This window comes from Arthrobacter sp. 2RAF22 (assembly GCF_052115325.1).
In the GTDB taxonomy this organism is placed as follows: Bacteria; Actinomycetota; Actinomycetes; order Actinomycetales; family Micrococcaceae; genus Arthrobacter.
This window is the reverse complement of record NZ_JBFRGL010000006.1, coordinates 116891-136990: the sequence shown is the minus strand read 5'-3', so window position 1 is coordinate 136990 and position 20100 is coordinate 116891. Positions and strand designations below refer to the sequence as shown.

Annotated in this window: 20 protein-coding genes and 1 pseudogene; 8 read left to right on the top strand and 13 right to left on the bottom strand. The window is 63.4% G+C overall.

Annotated elements, in window-relative coordinates; translation table 11 throughout:
- Together AB4068_RS07560 and AB4068_RS07555 are read right to left on the bottom strand one after the other, a co-directional pair.
- Nucleotides 1–577, bottom strand: a pseudogene (locus AB4068_RS07560) (hypothetical protein); the annotation flags it as partial.
- Nucleotides 578–703: 126 nt separating this feature from the next.
- Nucleotides 704–1159: an Lrp/AsnC family transcriptional regulator gene (locus tag AB4068_RS07555; RefSeq protein WP_284989253.1), complete on the bottom strand. Its 456-nt coding sequence runs from the start codon at nucleotides 1157–1159 to the stop codon at nucleotides 704–706.
- 103 nt (nucleotides 1160–1262) lie between these two features.
- Here AB4068_RS07555 and AB4068_RS07550 point away from each other — a divergent pair, with 103 nt between their 5' ends.
- Entirely contained in the window at nucleotides 1263–1898 is a 636-nt protein-coding gene (locus AB4068_RS07550; protein WP_441433051.1) for a LysE family translocator, read from the top strand.
- Between the two features lie 60 nt (nucleotides 1899–1958).
- A complete protein-coding gene (locus tag AB4068_RS07545; RefSeq protein ID WP_059388708.1) occupies nucleotides 1959–2282 on the top strand; it encodes a hypothetical protein in 324 nt (107 codons plus the stop codon).
- A 22-nt stretch (nucleotides 2283–2304) separates the two neighbouring features.
- Here AB4068_RS07545 and AB4068_RS07540 read toward each other — a convergent pair whose 3' ends face one another.
- Nucleotides 2305–3297: a hypothetical protein gene (locus tag AB4068_RS07540; protein WP_306963582.1), complete on the bottom strand. Its 993-nt coding sequence runs from the start codon at nucleotides 3295–3297 to the stop codon at nucleotides 2305–2307.
- A gap of 198 nt (nucleotides 3298–3495) precedes the next feature.
- Between AB4068_RS07540 and AB4068_RS07535 the strand changes: the two genes are divergently transcribed.
- On the top strand, nucleotides 3496–3966 hold the full coding sequence (locus tag AB4068_RS07535; RefSeq protein ID WP_059388710.1) for a DUF4383 domain-containing protein: 471 nt from the start codon (nucleotides 3496–3498) through the stop codon (nucleotides 3964–3966).
- Between the two features lie 83 nt (nucleotides 3967–4049).
- Here the strand turns inward: AB4068_RS07535 and AB4068_RS07530 are convergent, their stop codons facing one another.
- The 5 genes from AB4068_RS07530 to AB4068_RS07510 form a co-directional block, all read right to left on the bottom strand.
- Nucleotides 4050–4724, bottom strand: coding sequence for a response regulator (locus tag AB4068_RS07530; RefSeq protein ID WP_441433050.1), 675 nt, complete (start codon nucleotides 4722–4724; stop codon nucleotides 4050–4052).
- Nucleotides 4717–6099, bottom strand: a complete 1383-nt coding sequence (locus tag AB4068_RS07525) for a sensor histidine kinase (RefSeq protein WP_307053234.1) — start codon at nucleotides 6097–6099, stop codon at nucleotides 4717–4719. The genes AB4068_RS07530 and AB4068_RS07525 overlap by 8 nt, the downstream gene beginning before the upstream one ends.
- 363 nt (nucleotides 6100–6462) lie before the next feature.
- Nucleotides 6463–7656: an NAD(P)-dependent malic enzyme gene (locus AB4068_RS07520; RefSeq protein WP_441433049.1), complete on the bottom strand. Its 1194-nt coding sequence runs from the start codon at nucleotides 7654–7656 to the stop codon at nucleotides 6463–6465.
- A 239-nt stretch (nucleotides 7657–7895) separates the two neighbouring features.
- A complete protein-coding gene (locus AB4068_RS07515) occupies nucleotides 7896–8498 on the bottom strand; it encodes a TetR/AcrR family transcriptional regulator (RefSeq protein ID WP_441433048.1) in 603 nt (200 codons plus the stop codon).
- A 121-nt stretch (nucleotides 8499–8619) separates the two neighbouring features.
- Complete coding sequence (locus tag AB4068_RS07510) at nucleotides 8620–9948, bottom strand: MFS transporter (RefSeq protein ID WP_441433047.1); 1329 nt, start codon at nucleotides 9946–9948, stop codon at nucleotides 8620–8622.
- A gap of 163 nt (nucleotides 9949–10111) precedes the next feature.
- Between AB4068_RS07510 and rraA the strand changes: the two genes are divergently transcribed.
- From rraA to AB4068_RS07495, 3 genes are all read left to right on the top strand, one after another.
- Entirely contained in the window at nucleotides 10112–10594 is a 483-nt protein-coding gene (rraA, locus tag AB4068_RS07505) for a ribonuclease E activity regulator RraA (RefSeq protein WP_306963591.1), read from the top strand.
- Nucleotides 10595–10700: 106 nt separating this feature from the next.
- The gene (locus AB4068_RS07500; RefSeq protein WP_441433046.1) at nucleotides 10701–12353 is read left to right on the top strand and encodes an MDR family MFS transporter; all 1653 of its coding nucleotides are present in this window, start codon (nucleotides 10701–10703) and stop codon (nucleotides 12351–12353) included.
- A gap of 258 nt (nucleotides 12354–12611) precedes the next feature.
- Nucleotides 12612–14072, top strand: a complete 1461-nt coding sequence (locus AB4068_RS07495) for a sugar porter family MFS transporter (protein WP_441433045.1) — start codon at nucleotides 12612–12614, stop codon at nucleotides 14070–14072.
- 77 nt (nucleotides 14073–14149) lie between these two features.
- Here AB4068_RS07495 and AB4068_RS07490 read toward each other — a convergent pair whose 3' ends face one another.
- From AB4068_RS07490 to AB4068_RS07480, 3 genes are all read right to left on the bottom strand, one after another.
- Complete coding sequence (locus AB4068_RS07490; protein ID WP_441433044.1) at nucleotides 14150–15376, bottom strand: MFS transporter; 1227 nt, start codon at nucleotides 15374–15376, stop codon at nucleotides 14150–14152.
- Between the two features lie 44 nt (nucleotides 15377–15420).
- Nucleotides 15421–15867 (bottom strand): MarR family winged helix-turn-helix transcriptional regulator, encoded by a 447-nt coding sequence (locus AB4068_RS07485; RefSeq protein WP_306963595.1) that lies wholly within the window; start codon nucleotides 15865–15867, stop codon nucleotides 15421–15423.
- A gap of 82 nt (nucleotides 15868–15949) precedes the next feature.
- Entirely contained in the window at nucleotides 15950–16453 is a 504-nt protein-coding gene (locus AB4068_RS07480; protein ID WP_059388716.1) for a GNAT family N-acetyltransferase, read from the bottom strand.
- Between the two features lie 158 nt (nucleotides 16454–16611).
- Here AB4068_RS07480 and AB4068_RS07475 point away from each other — a divergent pair, with 158 nt between their 5' ends.
- Nucleotides 16612–18084 carry an amino acid permease gene (locus AB4068_RS07475; protein ID WP_059388717.1) on the top strand — a complete coding sequence of 491 codons (1473 nt, stop codon included), beginning with the start codon at nucleotides 16612–16614 and terminating at the stop codon, nucleotides 18082–18084.
- Between the two features lie 205 nt (nucleotides 18085–18289).
- Here the strand turns inward: AB4068_RS07475 and AB4068_RS07470 are convergent, their stop codons facing one another.
- The gene (locus tag AB4068_RS07470; protein WP_059388718.1) at nucleotides 18290–18796 is read right to left on the bottom strand and encodes an anthrone oxygenase family protein; all 507 of its coding nucleotides are present in this window, start codon (nucleotides 18794–18796) and stop codon (nucleotides 18290–18292) included.
- A complete protein-coding gene (locus AB4068_RS07465) occupies nucleotides 18793–19524 on the bottom strand; it encodes an NAD(P)-dependent oxidoreductase (RefSeq protein WP_441433043.1) in 732 nt (243 codons plus the stop codon). The genes AB4068_RS07470 and AB4068_RS07465 overlap by 4 nt, the downstream gene beginning before the upstream one ends.
- A gap of 60 nt (nucleotides 19525–19584) precedes the next feature.
- On the opposite strand from AB4068_RS07465, the gene AB4068_RS07460 reads away from it, so the two are divergent.
- Entirely contained in the window at nucleotides 19585–20073 is a 489-nt protein-coding gene (locus AB4068_RS07460; protein WP_059388719.1) for a MarR family winged helix-turn-helix transcriptional regulator, read from the top strand.
- Nucleotides 20074–20100: the final 27 nt, after the last annotated feature.

Below are 20100 nucleotides of genomic sequence, written 5' to 3'. Positions count from 1 at the left end.
CCCGGGCGAGGGCGAGCCGGTGCCTGGCCTCGGCGGCACCGATCCGCAGCAAGGACCGCAGGTGCTCGGCCGTGGACCTGAACTCCCCGCCCCGGGCGCTGCCCGTTCCCGGGGAAGGAGCCGCACCGGCCTGCGCGTCCGCGTGGGCCGCGGTGGTTCCGGACGTCCAGCCCGCGCCGGCGCCTGGATCCGCGCCGGCGGCCCAGCCCGTTGTCCAGCCCTGCCTGGCGGCGGGTTCATCGTTCCGGGCCCTGTCCAGCCCGGCAGCGGCGGCCACCTGGAGATAGTCCAGGGTCCGGGAGAGCTCCTCCACCCCGGACGCGAACGCAACAGCCTCCTCGAAACCCAGGACTCCGACGTCGTCCGCGGCTTTGTCCGCCAAAGACCTCGCTGCCGCCACGGCCCCGTCCAAAACGGCCAGCCGGCCGCCACCATCCGGCGGATCCACCAACACCAGCCCGCCCGGGACCGCGGCAAGGGACGCGGCCAGACGCGGACGACGGGCATGACGGGACACTCCGAAATACCCGCGGGAGGCAATGCCCTGCCGGGTGTCGACGCATCCGATCGCTTCCATGGAAACACTCTGCCAGGAGGCTACGACATTTTTAGGCCGGCCCCGGAACCAAGCCACCGATACCTACCGACGTTGGCTCGGCAACGAATCCCAAGGCCCCGACCGGTTCCGTCGTGGAAACCGAACTCAGACCGGCGGTCCCGCGTTCGGCTTGAGGTTCTTCATCACCAACGTCGAGTTGAGGCGCTCGACGGCGGGAAGCGCCGAGAGTTGGTCGTCGTAGAAGCGCTGGTAGGCCGGGAGATCGGCTGCGATCACGCGGAGGAGGTAGTCCGGCGAGCCGAAGAGTCTCTGGGCCTCGACGATGTTCGGAATGGCTGCCACCCGGTCTTCGAACTCCGACATCGTGGTGCGGTCAGCCTGGCGCAGGGTCACAAAGACTATCGCCTCGAATCCGAGGCCAATCGCCCCAGGATCGATGTCTGCCCTGTACCCACGGATGACCCCGGAAGCTTCGAGATCCCGCAGTCTGCGATGGCACGGAGCCACGGTCAATCCCACCTTTGCTGCGAGCGCGGTGGCAGTCATTCGGCCATCCTCTTTGAGGTGGCGCAAAATAGTTCTATCGATTCCATCAATCACGCAAGTATCTTACCGAAATCCCGGCAAGCCTGGCTAAAAATGGGAACACTTATGGGCCGATTTTCCATAAAGTTCATAGTGTAACCGCCAGCCAGGAGCCACCATGAATCCCCAGCTTTTCCTCGCCTTCGTCATTGTCGCCGTCACCTTGGCGTGCACCCCGGGCGTCGATTGGGCGTATTCGATTGCCGCTGGCCTTCGGCAGCGCAGTTTCCTCCCCGCTGTGGCCGGCCTGTGCAGCGGCTACGTGCTGCACACGGCCCTCCTGGTGGCCGGACTCGCCGCCGTTTTGACGGGCGTTCCGGGGCTTCTTGGCTGGCTGACGATCGCGGGTGCTGCGTACTTGCTCTGGCTCGGCGTGAGCACCATGCGCTCGTGGCGCGGCGCGAGCTTCACTGCGGATGACGCCGTCGGGCAGTCCCGAAACCAATTGCGCACCTTCCTGCAAGGCATGGGCACAAGCGGCATCAACCCCAAGGGCCTGCTGTTCTTCCTGGCGCTTGTGCCGCAATTCGTGAGCCCGGAGGCGTCGTTGCCGGTGCCGGTGCAGTCAGGCGTGCTGGGCCTCACGTTCGTCCTATTCGCAGGCATCATTTACACGGTGGTGGCCCTCGGCTCGCGGAAGCTGCTGCAGTCCCGGCCTTCGGCCGCGCGTGTGGTGACCCTTGCGAGCGGCATCATCATGGTGGGCCTCGGGGCTGTCCTGCTCGGCGAGCAGCTACTTCCGATGCTCCGGTGACACGGCCGCTGGGCTATCTCGCTCTGGTGTTCTTGGGCGAGGCAGCCTATGGTCGGCTTCATGTCCGATGACTTTTCAGCTCTCGTGGAGGCCTTCAAGAAGGTCGGCGTATCGAGGGCGTACGGCCCGCCCCTGCAGATCGCCGGAGAAGAACTGATTCCGGTAGCGTTGGTGTCCTTTGGATTCGGCGGAGGCAGCGATGGGGGCAATGCTGCCGGCGGCGGCGGGGGCGGGTTTGTGCTCCCCGTCGGGGTCTATGGCCGCAACGCAAGCGGACGCGTGACGTTCCAGCCGAACACCATAGTTGTCCTGGCCATGCTGCTCCCACTTGTCGGCGCCGTGGGGGTCTCCATTCGGGGAATCATTCGCACGCGTCGGGCGTAGCCGCCCCGCGTTGGCCCCTGCTTTAGTCGCCCGGCTCGCCGAAGTCCTTGTTCCACATTCGGCGTATCTCGATGTCCTTGCGAATCCCATCGACCGCATCCAGCTCGGCGTCCTCCGTCTTGCCGCGCCGGACCCGCTCAGCGACAAAGGGCCTCGGCTTGGGCGTCCTCCGCCTGACCTCAAGCTTCGAGAGGGCTCGGTCCGTGAGGGCGTCGTTCCGCAAGGCGAGGCTGGTCTTCTTCCTGCGGAGTACCTCCTCAAGCGCGGCCTGCGCCGCCTCCCGCTCCCCCAACATCCTGAGCGACTGTGCCCGAATCAGCAGCAGCGCCGCCGAGAGGTCGTCCGTGTTGCGGAGCCCCTCAGTCCAGGCGACGACGTCGGCGTGCCGCTCGAGCGCCGCCGCCGCGGTGCAGCGGGCCAAGGCGGAGGGCAACGACGGCGGCAAGCTGGCCAGGGAGTCCAGCGCTTCCGCCGTCTGGCCCGTCTCCCTGAAGCAATGCGAGAGGGCGAGGAACACGGATTCCTCGCTGAACAGCACTGAAACGTCGATCCGCTCCGCCACCTCGATCCGCGTCACCACCCTGCGAAGGTAGCTTGCGGAGAACTGGCTGGCGGCGTCGTCGATCCGGATGGACAAGCCCCGTTGCAGAAGTTCCGAGGCCCGGAGATATCCTCCGTGCTTGTACACAAGCAGCCCGGCAATCACGTAGCAGAGGCCAGCCCAGCCCGGGTAGGTACGCGCCAGGGTGATGAGCCGATCCGGTTCCGTGCTGGTGAAGACCGCGTCGTACACCGATTTGGCGGTCTTGCCAGCCAGCCGTTTGAGCCTGGGGACGTCCCCGGCGACGTCGATCCGGCCTGCGGCTTTTCCTCTCAGGACGCCCCAAATCGCACCGCCCAAGCCCTCAGCCAGTCCACCTACCGATGTGCGGACATGTCCGTTCCGGAACGGCGTGATGTCCCGGGTGTCCCCGAAAATCGCTCCGCGCACTCCGGGAACCGATGGCTCACTCACGGTTGCACTGCCATCACGGGATAAAGCGTCGCAGAATCGGGCATCACAGAACCATGCTAGCTGCGCTTGTCCCGGCCTCTCCCCTCTATTTCCGGGGTTTTCGGGAGTAAGATATCCTCGTCGGCAGGGTTTCCGACTCCTTGCCGCGATACGGCCCTCCATTTGAAGGGCCGATGGAAATCGTGATCGGGAGGAGCTATGACTACTGCTTCACACCCCGCGCAGCACCACGCGATGGGGCTGACGCTCCACAACTCAGCACTGATTTTGGGCTGGGTTTTCCTGGCTGTTGGCGTCTTGGGATTTATCCCGGGCATCACCAGCAATTACGGCGCCATGACCTTCGCAGGACATGACTCGGGCGCCATGCTTCTTGGAGTCTTCCAAGTATCCGTCCTGCACAATATTGTCCATTTGCTGTTCGGCGCAGCAGGCCTGTACTTCGCAAGGACTGGAAGGATGGCGCGCGGTTACCTCATCGGTGGCGGCGCAATCTACCTCGTCTTGTGGATCTACGGCCTGATCACCATGTCGAACATGAGCGCTGACTTCGTGCCCATGAACGCTGCGGACGACTGGCTGCACCTGGTTCTCGGTGTTGTCATGGTTGCCGTTGGGCTATGGCTTGGACGCGATGTAAGGGAGGAGTCGAAGGGCCGCGCCATGTAGCGCCCCCTCACTCTGCAGCACTCTGCAGTTGCACGACGGCGACCGTCCCTTTCGGGCGGCCGCCGCCTTTGCGTCCGGGGTGCCTACCCGAGAAGCCGATGTTCGTAGGCAAAGGCCACTAGCTGAAGCCTGGTACGCAGCCCGAGCTTGCTGAGCACAGTGCGTAGGTGGGATTTCACTGTCGCCTCGGAGACAAACAGGCTCTGCGCCATCTCGGCGTTCCCCAAGCCTTTGGCCGCCAGGAGGAACACATCCCGCTCGCGCGGCGACAACTCGTCCATCACGGCGAGGTCCGGCCCGGCGACCGGCACCGTCCTGGCCGCGTGCTGGAAGAGTTCGTGAACCGAACCGGGCGCGATCACTGAGTATCCCGAATACACGGTCCGGATGGCAGCCAGCAGAAATTCCGGTTCGGCGCTCTTGAGCAGGTATCCGCTCGCGCCCGCCTGCACGGCGTCAACCACGGCTTGGTCCCTGTTGAAGGTGGTCAGGGCAATGATCTTTGGCTTGTCCACCCCGGCCGCATCGGCTTCCTCCGTGATGCGGCGCGTGGCCTCCACTCCGTCAAGCACCGGCATCCGAAGGTCCATCAACATCACGTCCGGCCGCTGCCTGGCCGCGAGCGCCACGGCTTGTTCGCCGTCGTCGGCCTCCCAAGTCATGTCCATGTCCGCTTGGCTCTGGACGAGCATGCGGATGCCGGAGCGGAACAGTGGTTGGTCGTCCACCAAGGCCACCGTGATCGGCGTTTCAGCCACGTCCGACGCTTTCCCGCTTAGTGCCCGACGACGGCGAGGCGGCCTCGAGAGCCAGTGCCGGCTCCTGCTCCAGCCCCTCAACGGACGGAACACCCTCCTCTTCCGCTCCACCTTCCGGAAGGAGCGCTGCCGGCCGCGAACCATAGGGGATGAACACCGTCACGCGGAACTGCTCGCCGTCGGGCCCGGAACTGAGCCAGCCGCCGGCTAGGTGGGCACGCTCGCGCATTCCGGGGATGCCGCGCCCCACGCGCTCGGCGGTACCGCCGTCGTCCGTCCCCCCGATCGAAACGGACGCCGGCAATTCCGACGCGACGTGCATGGTCAGCCCGGGGCCGCTCCAGTCGAAATGAAGGCGCACGGCGGTGCCGCGTCCGCCGTGCTTGAGGGCGTTCGTCAGGCATTCCTGCACAATCCGGAATACCGCGAGTTGCTGGCCCGCGCCAAGGTCCACCGGGGTTCCGGTTTCGCTCTGCTGGACCTTGAGGCTCCCCTGGCGCATCCGCTCCACAAGAGGCCCGACGTCGGTGAGCCGGGGCTGCGGAGCCACCAGACCGTCGTCGCGCACTCCCTCAATGACGCGCTGGGCGTCCACGAGTGCGTGGCGGGCTGACACCGCGATATTCTCCAAGGCGTCGAGCACCGCTTTGGGTTGGTCCTGGCTGAGATAACGGGTGCCGTCGGCCTGCGCGGCGATCACAGCGAGCGAGTGCGCCAAGACGTCGTGAAGGTCGCGGGCGATCCGCGTGCGCTCCTGTTCCACGACGAGCTCGACCTCGGTCTCCTTGAGGTTTGCCTGGACGAGGACCTTGGACTGGAAGAGCTTGCCCCGGTCCTCATACAGAGCCAAGGCGATGCCGACGGCGGCACATCCAGCGGCGATCAAAATCAGGGTGGAGAAGAGCTGCCAGCCGTAGTAACTCAGGGCGCCCCGGTCTCCCGAATATAGTGGCCTGAACCAGCCAACGCCCTGCCCGTATCGCCACGACAACATCAAAAACGTTATGACGGCTGTGAACACGAGGTTGGCTACTCCTGCGATCGACCGCTGCCTGCGGGACCCGGTCCACAGAATGAACGCCAGCGCAATGAACGAACCGATGTAGATCGCCCAATGATTGGGCCAAGGCGCACGGATGAAATGGATCAATTGACCGAGCAAAAGGATGGCGGTCAGCCCGAGTGACACATAGGGTTTCCACACCGCCGTAGCTATAGCCAAGGTCATCAGAACGAGCATCCAGGTGCCGGGCCAATAGTTCAGCCCCGGCCACGGCCCCATCCTTCCCGCTTCCGCCACGCACCACAGCGTGAAGAAAATGACGGCCGCCGCAGGGGCGCCCCAATGCCGTACAACTTTCAGTGTCTGTTCCATGTCAGCCACCCTATCCACGGCCAAGCACGGGGGAACGCCGATTCCGCGCTCCGGGCTTCGATCTCCACCCGGAAGCCAGCGGATTCATCCTTGGAGCCAGCGCGAGACGTGAGCGAGCGTTTGGGAAAATGCCGGCATAAGTGAGCGAGCGTTTGTCGAACCCAACGCGCGCTCACATATCGGGCCTTAAACCCAGACCCCCGCTCACATATCCGGCCCACATCCCAAACGCTCGCGCACCTATCCGGCCCACATCCCAAACCATCGCTCACTTATCCCGAACGGCGGAACAAAAAGAACGACGGCGACCCTCCCCAGCACGGGAGGGTCGCCGTCGTCGGCTCGTAGGGTTAAGCGCGCGGGCTATTCAGCCGCCGCGGCGACCGCCGCGGTGACTGCAGGGGCAACCCGGGGATCCAGCGGGCTGGGCACGATGTAGTCTGCCGAGAGTTCTTCCTCGGCCAGCGCGGCGATGGCGCGGGCCGCGGCGATCTTCATGGCCGGAGTGATGCGGCGTGCGCCGGCGTCCAAGGCTCCGCGGAAAATTCCGGGGAAGGCCAGGACGTTGTTGATCTGGTTCGGGAAGTCGCTCCGGCCAGTGGCCACGACGGCGGCGTACTTGACGGCGACCTCGGGCAGGACTTCCGGGTCCGGGTTGGACAGGGCGAACACGATCGAGTTCTCGTTCATGAGCTTCAAGTGTTCCTCGGCCAGCTTGGACGAAGAAACGCCGATGAACACGTCGGCGCCCTGCAGGGCCTCCGCGGGTCCGCCGGAAAGGGCGCGGGGGTTGGTGCGCTGGGCGAAGCGGGCCTTGACGCTGCCCGAATCGGCCACCAGGTCGGCGCGCTCGGCGTTGATGATGCCCTTGGAATCCAGGAGCACAACGTCCTTGACGCCTGCGGTCAGCAGGATCTCGGAGACCGCGATGCCCGCAGCACCAGCGCCGGAAACGACAACTTTCAGTCCCTCAAGCTCACGGCCGGTCACCTTGGCGGCGTTCGTCAGGGCCGCGAGAACCACGACGGCGGTGCCGTGTTGGTCATCGTGCATGACGGGGCAGTCGAGGGCTTCGATGAGGCGCTCTTCGAGTTCGAAGCAGCGGGGTGCTGAGATGTCTTCGAGGTTCACGGCGCCGAAGCTCGGACGCAGGCGGACCAGGGTCTCGATGATTTCGTCCACGTTGGTGGTGTTGAGGACCAAGGGGATGGAGTCGAGATCACCGAAAGCCTTGAAGAGCGCGGACTTTCCTTCCATGACGGGGAGGGAGGCGCTGGGTCCGATATCGCCCAGGCCCAGGACAGCGGTCCCATCGCTGACGACCACAACGAGCCGCTCTGCCCAGGTGTGCGTGCGTGCAAGCTCCGGGTTCGCGTGGATCGCGCGGCTCACTTCGGCGACGCCGGGCGTGTAGGCAATGGAAAGGTCCCGCTTGTTCAAAAGCGGCACGGTGCTGGACACGGAGAGCTTGCCGCCCTCGTGGGCGGTGAAGATTTCCTCTTCACTCAGCGCCAGGGCAGTCAGATTCTGTTCAGGGGTGATGGTCTCGACGGACACGTCGTTGTCTCCTCAGGCTAGCCGTGAACCCACGGCACAATTCGGGCAGGTATAGAGGCTTCGGTGCCGGACCAAGGGTGGCTGGTCCGTGCGGTGAAACTCCTGCGGATATGGGCTGCTAGCCGCTTGGGTCCTGTCTTCGTAGACAGGGGCCTGATAGGAAGACTAGAGACATCCAGTCATAAACTCATACTTTTGGTCGTAGTGGTCTAGACCAATTACGGTGATTCCCCGAAAAGCTACGCGTCCGCAATCAACTTGCAGGCGTTCTTGAGGTCCTTCTCGGCGTCAAAAAGTGACAGACGGCGGCAGTTGACGGACTGGACCAGACCACTGATGACGTGGAGCAGAATCCTGGCCCTCCCGGCATCGCCGATCGCAGCCGCGACCATCTCGGCCGAAAGCGCCTCGATATCGCGCAAGAGTACGGGGATGTCACCATCGCGGGTGTCCCACGTGCGGGACAGGCAGTGTTCTACAGCGGGTTGCATGACTCGCATGTGGAAAATTTCCATCCCGAGACCGGTGAGCTCTTGCTGGCTGCACCTCGAAGATGCCGGCTTGGCGTCGTTGAGTTCGCGGAGCTGCTGCCGGTAGACGGCGAGCATCAGATGGACCGTGGACGGAAAGTAACGGTAGAGCGTCCCCAGCGGAACGTGGGCCCGAGTGGATACATCCGAGAGGCTCACAGTATCGAACTGCCGCTGGGCGAATCCCGCGGCAGTCTTGAGTATCCGGGCGTAGCGCAATAGCTGTCTCGGCGTGGTGGGAGCAGCCGCCATTTGGGGCAACCCCGCGGCCAGATCCAGCGAATACGGTTCCAAGGAGTTCGGTTCGGACATTTCCGGCGTTCTGTTGGTTTGGGCTTCGTTCGGGGAGATTGCGCGGCCCCCCATAGACCGAGCGCGTCCTGACAATGATACGGCAGCAAGTTGTCAGTTCCCTGAGAACGGATTCCCAGGTCTACGCGACGCCCTTGATCTTCACGACGAAAACCGCTCCCAGCAAGCCAATGACCGCTGCGGCCACATACAGCGAGACGTAACCACCCCAGAACACAACGAAAATCGAGGCAATCGCCGGCGCGATCACCTGCGGCAAAGAGTTGGCGATGTTGATGACCCCAAGGTCCCTGCCCCGATCCAAGGCCGCAGGCAGCACTTGGGTAATGAGGGCGAAGTCGACCGCCAGATACGCACCGAAGCCCACGCCGAGCACCACGGCACCCGCAATGGCCCCCGTCCACGTGGGTTCGAACGCGAGGATCAACGCAGCTATCGAGATGACGACGGAGGAAGCAATGACCAGCGGTTTGCGTTTGCCCATGCGGTCGCTGATGGCACCGCCCACCACGCTGGTGATGATCACCATGACGGCATAAAGGCCTGTCAGGATGAGGACGCCAAACTCCGGCTTGATCCCCTGCATTTCCTCGATATGCACGGCATCCTTGAGGAAGAAGAGCAAGTACAAAGTGACCATGTGGTTGCCGACATTGACCAGGAACCTCGTCAACCATGCCCACGCGAAGTCCGGGTATTTGACAGGCGAGATCCAAAAGCCCTTGACGAATGTCCACAGTATGAACGGTGGCCTGGCCTCGGGAGCGAGAGGCACGTCGCCATTCTTGAAAAGATAGAGCACGACGCCGGCCAGCAGCGCAGCGGCGCACACGATGTAGCCGAGGGCAAAGTTCCCCGAAACTACGGAAGCGATGACTGCGCCAACGAGAATGCCCACCGTCTGGCCCATGGCCGCAAGGCCGCCGACCGCGCCGCGTTGGGGCACAGGCACGCGGTCCGGAATAGCCGCCGTGATCGCCGCATAGGCCCCATTACAGCCGGCTTGGACGAGGCACCACAGAATAGTCATGACCGCCACGTTGGGAGCTCCCGCTAGCGCAAGCAATGCGGCGGTACCCAGGATGGCCCCGAAAAGCACCCAAGGGACTCGCCGTCCGAAGCGGGACGTGGTTCGATCGCTGAACGCTCCAAACAGGGGATTCGCGACCATAGACACCGCCGCACCACATCCCGTAACGAGCGCAAGGATGGCTTCCTTCTGGCCTTCGTCAAAGTGGATGGCCTGCTGTCCAAGCAGAACCTGGATCGGGCCGAAGAAGGCGGCGTTGATGCCAACATTGACGAGCACTACTCCGGTGACCCACAGCGAGCGGACGCGCTCCACGGGCTCGGCGAGCGCCGTCGTCGGGCCTTGCGTTCGCGAAGGATCGAGGGCAGGATCCGCCACCGGTCTTTCAGGCAATGAACCGGGCAGATCGGACAGGCTCATGACGGTACTCCCCTAGCCTCTGGACGTGTGAATTCAGCCTAGCGCCGAGGGAGCCTGCCCGGCTGTCATGAAGGCGCGTATGTGGACAACCGGCAAGCCCAGGACCCGCTATGGCTCGTCCGCACGCGTTAGGGTAACTCCAACGGACCGAGGAGGATCAACGATGAACAGCCCAGCGAACCCCATCAACACCGCCGATCTCTACGACGAGCGTGCCGAAGAAGTCGAGTCGATATCACTGCAGTTCCAGGACCTCGGCGGCATGTCCCACTTCAACGGCCCCGTTCGCACCATCAAATGCTTTGAGGACAATGCGTTGGTGAAGACCATTCTGGCAACACCGGGCGAGGGCGCCGTGCTGGTGGTGGACGGTTATGGCTCCCTGCGCACCGCCCTCATGGGGGACATGATTGCCGAAAGCGCCGTCGCGAACGGCTGGGCCGGCGTCGTGATTAATGGGGCCATCCGCGATCGCGTGGCGATCGCGAAGCTGCCTCTGGGCGTCAAAGCCCTTGGTAGCAACCCCAAGAAGAGCTCCAAAGTGGGCCGTGGCGAAGTGGACATCGCCTTGGTGATTGACGGAGTGCACATCGAACCCGGCAACCTGATCTACTGCGATCCTGACGGGATTCTGGTGGAGCGGTGACATTTTTCTCGCCAATCGGGTAGGACAGGGAATACAGGAGCCATTAGGATAGTTACTGAAAGCAACTATCCTGCTTAGTCCCCTTACATCCACCCTTGGAGAAGCAATGTCCAACGCCACGCCTGTGCGGGCCGCCGGAGAGGTCTTGACACACCGTCAGACGCTTACCGTCATGGTGGGCCTCATGCTCGGCATGTTCCTGTCCTCCCTGGACCAGACCATTGTGTCCACGTCCATTTACACGATCGCCAACGACCTGGACGGCCTGTCCCTGCAGGCGTGGGCCACTACGGCCTACCTCATCACATCCACGGTGACCACCCCGTTGTACGGCAAGCTCAGCGACATCTTCGGCCGCCGCCCGCTGTACCTCGCCGCGATCCTGATCTTCCTCGCCGGATCCCTGTACGCCGGTTCCGTGCATTCCATGACCGAGCTCGCCATCGCCCGCGGCATCCAGGGTATGGGCGCCGGCGGTCTGCTGGCCCTCGCCTTGACGATCATCGGCGACATCGTTGCCCTGAAGGATCGTGCCAAGTACCAGGGCTACTTCATGTCCGTCTTTGGCGTTTCCTCGGTGCTCGGGCCCGTGGTCGGCGGTGCCTTTGCAGGCTCGGCCAACATCCTTGGCTTCGACGGCTGGCGCTGGGTCTTCTTCATCAACCTGCCCATCGGGCTGGCCGCACTGGCTGTGGTGTTCTTCTATCTGCACCTGCCCGCGAAGCACGTCAAGCAGAAGATCGACTACTGGGGCGCGGCAGCCATCACGCTGGCAATCGTTCCGGTGCTGCTCGTGGCCGAACAAGGCCGCAGCTGGGGCTGGACCTCCGGGAACGCATGGATCTGCTACGGGCTTGGCGTCATCGGCATCATCGCCTTCCTGCTGGTTGAGCGGCGTGCCGGCGACTACGCGCTGATCCCCCTTCGGCTCTTCAGGAACATCACCTTCGGCTTGTCTTCCCTGCTGAACTTCATCATCGGCATCGGTATGTTCGGGGCCATCGCGATGCTCCCGATGTACCTGCAGCTGGTCAAGGGCCTCACCCCCACCGAGGCCGGCCTCATGATGATCACCTTCACGGTGGGCATCCTCTTCGGTTCCATTACAGCGGGACGGACCATCTCGGCGTCGGGCGTTTTCCGGATCTTCCCGATCCTCGGCACCGGCATCCTGACCGCCGCCGCAATCGTCATGGGCCTGTCCCTCGGCGTGGACACCGGCCTCTGGGTTCCCGGCCTGATCGCCGTCTTCTTCGGCATGGGCCTGGGCTTCTGCATGCAGCCGCTCACCCTGGCCATGCAGGTCTCCGTACCGCCTAAGGACATGGGCGTGGGCACGTCCACTGCAGCGTTCTTCCGTTCCATGGGCGGCGCCGTGGGTACCGCCGTGTTCATCTCGATGCTCTTCAGCCTGGCCGCCGACAAGATCGCCTCGGGCATGAAGGACGCCATGGGCAGCGCGGACTACCTCAAGGTGCTCAAGGATCCTGCGGTAGCCGCGGATCCTGCCAACGCCAAGCTGTACGACTTCTTCAAGAACGGCGCCACGAACGATTCGCTGAACGACACCAGCTGGCTGCACCACGCCAACCCGGCGCTCACCCGGCCCATCCTTGAAGGCTTCGCGCAGTCGATCGACACCGTGATGCTGACCGCCGCGGCGCTCACCGGCCTCGCGTTCCTCATCACCTTCGCTTTGCCGAACAAGAAACTCACGGATCCGAAGGCGGCAGCGAAGGAATCCGTCTCGGCCCACTAATATCTCGAATCGCGTCACGGCAGGCAGTCTTTTGGGCTGCCTGCCGTTGTCGTTTCCAGCGTTTGCGCGGTGGAGCGCCCGACGGCGGCGCGAAAGTTTGCGTGGCGTGACACGTCCGGTGTGGCTGGTGGGGTTGACTGGAAGTCACGCTGGCGGCGTGCCACACTGTGTAGCGCGAGTGCACCGGCGTCCCCGTCGGAACCAGCTGCCGACGACGACCGCGCCGCACAATCCACCACATTTCCTCAAGGGAGAGCCATGCCCAAATCCAGCTCCGACAGCCGTTCCGGCGTCCCACGCAAAGTAATTGGCCTGGCCGTTGCCGGAGCTGTGGGCGGTTTCCTCTTCGGCTTCGATTCCTCCGTGGTCAACGGCGCCGTCGACGCGATGAAGGACGAATTCATGCTGAGCGAAGCCGTCACCGGCTTCGCTGTGGCGGTCGCGCTGCTCGGCTGCGCAGCAGGGGCGTACCTCGCGGGGAAGGTGGCCGACCGCTACGGCCGCATCCCGGCCATGAAGCTTGGTGCCGCACTCTTCCTGGTCAGTTCCATCGGGACGGGCTTGGCCTTCAGCGTCTGGGACCTGGTTTTCTGGCGGCTGGTTGGCGGCCTGGGCATCGGCCTCGCGTCGGTGATCGCGCCGGCCTACATCTCGGAAATCTCCCCGCGCCAGGTCCGTGGGCGGCTCGCGTCGCTGCAGCAGCTCGCGATCACCACCGGCATTTTCGCGGCCCTGCTGTCCGACGCGGTCCTGGCCACGTCCGCGGGAAGCGCCCACCACGCGTTGTGGCTGGGAATTGAGGCCTGGCGCTGGATGTTCATCGCGTGCGCCGTGCCCGCCGCGATATACGGCCTGATCGCCTTCCGGCTGCCCGAATCCCCGCATTTCCTGGTCCTCAACGGCAAGGAAGACACCGCACGCAAAATCTTCGACACCCTGATGCCCGGCGATGACACCGAACGCCACATCCGCCAAATCCGCGACTCCATCAAGCAGGACGAGCTCTCCACCAAGAAGGGCTCCCTGCGTGGCAAGGCCTTCGGCCTGCAACCAGTTGTGTGGATCGGCATCATCCTGTCCGTGCTGCAGCAATTCGTCGGCATCAACGTGATCTTCTACTACTCCACCACCCTGTGGAAGGCAGTCGGCTTCCACGAGCAGGACTCCCTGACCATCTCGGTGGCAACGTCCGTCACCAACATCCTGGTGACGCTCGTGGCCATCGCCCTCGTGGACCGCATCGGCCGCCGGCCCATCCTGCTGGCTGGCTCGATCGGCATGGCCGTGTCCCTGGGTGCCATGGCGCTGGCCTTCTCTTCTGCCACCGGGACAGGCTCTTCGGTTTCCTTGAGCGGCGCCTGGGGTCCTGTGGCCCTCGTTGCCGCCAACGTCTTCGTGGTGAGCTTCGGCGCTTCGTGGGGACCGTTGGTGTGGGTGCTCCTGGGCGAGATCTTCCCGTCCCGCATCCGGGCCCGTGCGCTCGGCCTGGCCGCCGCAGCCCAGTGGATCGCCAACTTCGCCATCACCTTGAGCTTCCCGATCATGGCGGCCGGTTCGCTGCCGCTGACTTACGGCATGTACGCACTGTTCGCCGCGGCGTCGTTCTTCTTCGTCATGTTCAAGGTGCCAGAAACCAACGGCATGTCCCTCGAACAGGCCGACACCTTGTTCGTCCCGAAGGGCTCCAAGCCTGCGGAGCTCGCGGTCACACCCAAGTAGTCTCCACCCAACTGACTCGCAGTTGTTGTCGTTTTGAGGCTTCATAACGACAACAACTGCCAGCTAGTTGGGCCCTCCTACACGAGGTGCGGTTCGTGGGACTTCAGGAAGCGGCGGCCGCCGGCGGCCACGAGGATCGCGAACGCGAGGGCAAGGGCGGCCGCGAAGAACGGAACCTGCGGGCCGAAGTGCTCACCCAGCTGGGCCGCGACAAACGGAGCCAGCGCCCCGCCCATCCAGCGCACAAAGTTATAGCCGGCCGAAGCCACGGGACGCGGCGAATCGGAGACCTCCATGGCCAGTTCGGTGTAGAGCGTGTTGTTGATCCCCAGCAGGGCGCCCGCCACAATGACAAGCACGACGACGGCAGTCACCGAGTGCCCCGCGGCCAGTCCCAGCCCGACGAGGTCCAGCAAAAGAGCGGCGAGGGTGYCGACCAGGACGTTGGTGGTGCCGAATCGACGCTGCAGCAGGGGAGCCACGAAGACCGAGAACACGGCCACTGCTACGCCCCAACCGAAGAACACGGCACCGATACCGTAGGCGTCCATTCCAAGGATGAAGGGCGTGAAGGCAAGGATCGTGAAGAAGCCGTAGTTGTAGAACAGGGCACTGGCCGCAGTGGTGCGGAGGCCCTTGTGGCCCAGGGCAAGGAGAGGGTCACGCAAACGGGCCTTCGTTGCCGGCGTCGGGGTCTTGGGCAACAAGGCCAGCAAGGCGACGAAGGAAACGGCCATGAGGACGGCGGTGCCGAAGAACGGCGCGCGCCACTGCCAGCCGCCCAGAAGCGCGCCGAGCAACGGGCCGAGGGAAATGCCCAAGCCAAGGGCTGCTTCGTACAGGATGATCGCAGTTCCGGTTCCACCGCTCGCGACGCCGACAATCACGGCAAGCGCGGTGGCCACGAAGAGAGCGTTGCCAAGTCCCCAACCCGCGCGGAATCCGACCAGCTCACCCACGCTTCCGGACAGGCCGGAGAGCGAGGCGAACACGACAATCAGGGCAAGGCCGATCATGAGGGTCTTTTTGCCGCCGATCCGCGAAGAGACGAACCCCGTCACGAGCATCGCCACCGCAGTCACGAGGAAGTAGCTCGTGAAGAGCAACGACACTTGGCTGGGGCTGGCCTGGAGGTTCTTGGCGATGGCCGGCAGGATCGGGTCCACCAAGCCGATGCCCATGAAGGCGAAGACGGCGGCAATCGCCGTGGCCCACACAGCCTTGGGCTGCTTGAGGAACGAAGCCTTCTCGGCCTCGAGGGTTTCTTCCGCTGGCTGCAGTTGATCTGCGAGCTGGCCTTTCATGGACTGCTCTCCTAGTTTCTTGGCTTGTTCAGTACTTGGCTTGTTCAGTTCTGGACTGAATGGTTGATCTTGTCGAACACCGGAAGGGCGGCTTCCACGGCGTCGCGTTCTGCCTGGCTTAGCGTTCCGAGGATCCCGGCGATGAATTCGTTACGGCGACGGTCTGCGTTCTCGACGGCGGCACGCCCCGCCGCCGTCGCGGCGACGCGGACGGCACGGGAGTCGTCCGGGTCCGCTTCGCGTTTGACCAGGCCCGCGCGCTCAAGCTTGATGATCTGCTCCGTGGCACTGGGAACCTTGACCCCAAGGTTCCGTGCGATCCCACCGACGCGGGCACCGCCGTCGAGCGCCATCTTGAGGACGCCAAGCTGGGCAGAGCTGAGTTGCTCCTCGGAATCGAGGCGGCGCATCACGTAGACGCTCTGCCGCAAAGCTTCCCGGAATGATTGGGCGAGGGCAAGGAGCGCGTCGTCAACGTGATTGGTATTCATATTTAGGTATCCTAACAGTTAGGCTGCCTAAATATCAAGGGGTGCGGGCCTTTGGTTTGGCGCGGCCTCCAGGCCGCCCGCGCTACAGCGCCAGCTTCATTCCCTCGTGACTTGCCACGAAACCAAGCCGCTCATAGAAGCGATGGGCGTCCTTGCGGGACTTGTCGCTGGTGAGCTGGACCAGGGTGCAGCCCCTGTTCCGCGCCTCTTCGATGGCCCATTGCATCATGGCCGCACCGACGCCGTGATCCCGCAACTCGGCGGCGACGCGCACGGCCTCGATCTGGCAGCGCAGCGAGCCCTTCCGGGCCAAGCCCGGGATGAAACTCAGCTGGAAAGTTGCAACGCAAGCGCCGTTCAAGTGGCCCACCACCAACAGTTGGGCCGGATCCTCGTTGATCTGCTGAAACGCCTGCAGATAGGGGCCGACGTCCTCGGCATTTTCACGGGAACTGCCCAATTGATCGGCGGCGAGCAGTCTCAGAATGGCAGGGAGGTCCTCCCAATGGGCCCGGCGGAGCGTGAAGACGCCTTCGTCCAGAACCATACTCAACAGCGGCTTCACTCCTGGATTTGCGTGACTCATAACACCAGCCTGACACAAGCTGGCGGCTTCGGTTTACGCGCCTTCATGAATTCTAGGTGAAACGATCAATCACAAATTCTTGAATGGTTCGAGTTAGTTTGGACTAGCAGAATTGTTAGCCACGTCACCATGCGGCGAATCACCCGAAGGATGCAGATATGTCCGACCAGACAACAACGGGGCAACGCACTGCCTCCAGCAAAGACAGCGAGCCGCATCTGGCACGCTCACTGAGCAACCGCCACATCCAGTTGCTTGCCATCGGCGGCGCCATCGGAACAGGCCTGTTCATGGGCTCCGGAAAGACCATCTCTGTCGCCGGGCCGTCCGTGATCTTCGTGTACATGATCATCGGCTTCATGCTGTTCTTCGTCATGCGCGCCATGGGCCAACTCCTGCTCTCCAACCTGAACTACAAGTCCTTCAGCGACTTCGCCGGCGACCTCCTCGGCCCCTGGGCAGGCTTCTTCACCGGCTGGACCTATTGGTTCTGCTGGGTGGTGACCGGCGTGGCCGATGTCATCGCCATCGCGGGTTACGCCAACGAGCTCTGGCCGGGCGTGCCGCTCTGGATTCCAGGCCTCGCGACCATCGTCATCCTGCTCCTCCTGAACCTCCCCACAGTGAAGGCCTTCGGCGAGACTGAGTTCTGGTTCGCCCTCATCAAGATCATCGCCATTGCCGCGTTGATCATCGTGGGCATCGTGATGATTTCCACCGGCTTCACGTCCGACGCCGGCGCCGCAAGCTTCACCAACCTCTGGAGCCACGGCGGCTTCTTCCCCAAGGAATTCATGGGGTTCGTTGCCGGCTTCCAGATCGCCGTCTTCGCGTTCGTGGGTATCGAACTGGTGGGCACCGCCGCGGCCGAGACCAAGAACCCGGAGCACAACCTGCCCCGCGCCATCAACGCCATCCCGGTCCGCGTCATGCTGTTCTACGTCGGCGCGCTCATCATCCTGATGTCCGTCATCCCGTGGACCGAGTTCAAAGCCGGCCACAGCCCGTTCATCGCCATGTTCTCCCTGGCCGGACTGGGCATCGCGGCCACCGTGGTGAACCTCGTGGTCCTGACTTCCGCCATGTCCTCGGCCAACTCCGGTATCTACTCGACGTCGCGCATGGTGTTTGGCCTGGCGAACGACGGCGATGCCCCGAAGATGTTCGGCCGTCTTTCGAGCCGCAAGGTTCCGCAGAACGCCCTGTTCCTGTCCTGCGTGCTTCTCCTTGGCGGCGTCGCCCTGCTCTATGCGGGCAAGGACATCGGAGCAGCTTTCGACATGGTCACCACGGTGTCCGCCGTCTGCTTTATGTTCGTGTGGTCGATCATCCTGGCCAGCTACCTCGTCTTCCGAAAGCGCCGGCCCCAACTGCACGAGGCATCGACGTTCAAGATGCCCGGCGGGATCGTGATGGTGTGGGTGGTCTTCGCCTTCTTCGGCTTCCTGGTCTGGGCCCTGACGACGCAGCCGGACACCCTCACAGCTTTGCTCGTAACGCCCATCTGGTTCGCGATCCTTGCCGTCGCCTACGCCCTGGTCCGGAAATCGCCATTGCACCAAGCCCGCGTCGCCGAGTGGAAGGCCATGGCCGAAACCGAGACGGCCGCAGTCGAAACCGCCGCCCGCTAGGACGCCCGCTCACATATAGCGGCCAATCTTCCGACGCGCGCTCACCTACGAGCCTTTTCGACGCAACGCCCGCTCACATATAGCGGCCATCCTTCGGACGCGCGCTCACCTATATGGGCAAAACCCGAAACCCTCCTTCACGTCATCACGCGAAGGAGGGTTTCGGCTGTCCCGCCAAAGGCGGGTGAGCGTTGGGCGCCGGGACTTATGCTGGCGCGGGCTGCAAACTCCGACGGCGGATCGGTTGTCGCGCCGCGGCGACTGACAAAGCTCCGAAGGCCAAGAACGCAGCAAAGGTTCGTACTGCGTGGCCCACCTGCCAACGGTCGCGTATGTCCGCCCAGTCCCCTGGCGGGTTGCTGACGTTCCATCCAGCTTCGGCCAGATTGATAGGAACGTTGACTACGAGTGTTGTGATCAAGGCCGCGAGCAGCAGCGCGAGGGCGCCGGCCACCAACCAGAAACCGCGATCCCTTGTCTTGAGCTCCATCAATACCAGGGCCGCCGTGGCAATCAGCGCTGGAAACAGGAGGACTGAGGCCAGGAGAGGCAGCCCGACGAGGGCCACCTGCTGGAGCTGGGCGTAAACCGTGCTGCTAAATTGCCGCAAGGACAATTCCAAGACGAGTATCCCAGTGAGGAACCCCGCGAACAGGCCGACGAATACAAGCCCAGCGATACGGACCACTGACTGGATGGCTAGACGGCTCATGACAACTTTCCCACAGGAACGCTATCCGGCGCGGCCTTCTTGCTGCTGGCCTCGCGGAAAAGCAGCTGAATGAGGCTCGGCTTCTGCGAAAAGGTTGCAACTGCTACGTTCTTGCGCACGAACTCGTCCGAAGTGAGTTGCCTCAGCATGGAGTCCGCCAGGTCGGCCCGCGACGTGAAAGTGCCATTTATGTAGTCAACGGCCATCTTGTATTCAGTCACGGAATCGGTTTCGAAAAGACCGGAAGGCCGCATGATTGTCCAGTCCAGGCCGCTGTCGACGACGGCGGCCTCCATCCGCCGCATGTCCTCGTACAGCGTCTTACCCAGCAGCTTGGTGACGAGGGGCTGTAGCACCTTCTCGAAAAAGAATCCGCCATGCGGGCCGGCCATAGTATCGGTAGCGCTGGAACTCACGCAGACCAATCGACGGACGCCGTGGTTGCCCATTGCCCGGATGATGTTGCCGGTGCCCACTGAATAGACCGTGATCGGCTGTCGGCTGTATGGAACGCCGAGGGTTGAGAGGACGGCATCACTTCCTTCGACGACGGCGCTCACGTCCTCGAAGTTGTACACATCGGCGCCGACCACACTTAGGCCGGGAGCGGAAATCGGGAATTCGTGTGGCCTGCGCGTGACAGCGGTGACGACGTGTCCGGCGTCGAGCGCTTGTGCGGTGAGAATCCTTCCGGTGGGGCCGTTCGCCCCGAATACTGCAATCTTCATGTGATGCGGCCTCCGGTATTCTTGTCCTAGGAAAACCATACAATACAGAAGCGATATCATATGAGTTCCATATCAAATCAAGAGGCGGCAACTCCGCGCCTTCGGCGACGTGCCGTTGCTGAGCTCAAAGCCGAGCTTCGCGGCGTGCGCGTGCAACTATCCGTACTCAATCACCAGGTCGGCACCCAAGCCGAACTGAAGGATGTTGACCTCGACTGCCTTGACCTGATCTCAAGCAGGGGGCCGCTCAGCCCGAGCACGTTGGCCAAACACGCCGGCCTGCACCCAGCCACCATGACCGGCATCCTCGACCGGCTTGAACGCGGAGGCTGGATCGCCCGGGACCGCGATCCGTCCGACCGTCGCGCCGTGGTGATCCGGATTCTCCCCGACAGAAACGCCGAGATGTTCCGCCTCTACTCGGGAATGAACAGCCTGATGGACACTATCTGCGCAGATTACGACGACTCCGAAATCGCCGTCATTACGGATTTCCTGCGGCGCGTCCATGCCGCCGGAAGAACGGCGTCGGAAGAACTCGGCAATTGATCGACGCTCGCTCACTTTTGGAGCCCA

Excerpts from the sequence above, each read along its gene's own strand:
- AB4068_RS07495 (WP_441433045.1), top strand. The coding sequence starts at position 12,612 with ATGCCCAAATCCAGCTCCGACAGCCGTTCCGGCGTCCCACGCAAAGTA.
- AB4068_RS07465 (WP_441433043.1), bottom strand. The coding sequence starts at position 19,524 with ATGAAGATTGCAGTATTCGGGGCGAACGGCCCCACCGGAAGGATTCTC.
- AB4068_RS07510 (WP_441433047.1), bottom strand. The coding sequence starts at position 9,948 with ATGAGCCTGTCCGATCTGCCCGGTTCATTGCCTGAAAGACCGGTGGCG.
- AB4068_RS07535 (WP_059388710.1), top strand. The coding sequence starts at position 3,496 with ATGACTACTGCTTCACACCCCGCGCAGCACCACGCGATGGGGCTGACG.
- rraA (WP_306963591.1), top strand. The coding sequence starts at position 10,112 with ATGAACAGCCCAGCGAACCCCATCAACACCGCCGATCTCTACGACGAG.
- AB4068_RS07500 (WP_441433046.1), top strand. The coding sequence starts at position 10,701 with ATGTCCAACGCCACGCCTGTGCGGGCCGCCGGAGAGGTCTTGACACAC.
- AB4068_RS07470 (WP_059388718.1), bottom strand. The coding sequence starts at position 18,796 with ATGAGCCGTCTAGCCATCCAGTCAGTGGTCCGTATCGCTGGGCTTGTA.
- AB4068_RS07550 (WP_441433051.1), top strand. The coding sequence starts at position 1,263 with ATGAATCCCCAGCTTTTCCTCGCCTTCGTCATTGTCGCCGTCACCTTG.
- AB4068_RS07545 (WP_059388708.1), top strand. The coding sequence starts at position 1,959 with ATGTCCGATGACTTTTCAGCTCTCGTGGAGGCCTTCAAGAAGGTCGGC.
- AB4068_RS07525 (WP_307053234.1), bottom strand. The coding sequence starts at position 6,099 with ATGGAACAGACACTGAAAGTTGTACGGCATTGGGGCGCCCCTGCGGCG.
- AB4068_RS07460 (WP_059388719.1), top strand. The coding sequence starts at position 19,585 with ATGAGTTCCATATCAAATCAAGAGGCGGCAACTCCGCGCCTTCGGCGA.
- AB4068_RS07475 (WP_059388717.1), top strand. The coding sequence starts at position 16,612 with ATGTCCGACCAGACAACAACGGGGCAACGCACTGCCTCCAGCAAAGAC.
- AB4068_RS07515 (WP_441433048.1), bottom strand. The coding sequence starts at position 8,498 with ATGTCCGAACCGAACTCCTTGGAACCGTATTCGCTGGATCTGGCCGCG.
- AB4068_RS07480 (WP_059388716.1), bottom strand. The coding sequence starts at position 16,453 with ATGAGTCACGCAAATCCAGGAGTGAAGCCGCTGTTGAGTATGGTTCTG.
- AB4068_RS07485 (WP_306963595.1), bottom strand. The coding sequence starts at position 15,867 with ATGAATACCAATCACGTTGACGACGCGCTCCTTGCCCTCGCCCAATCA.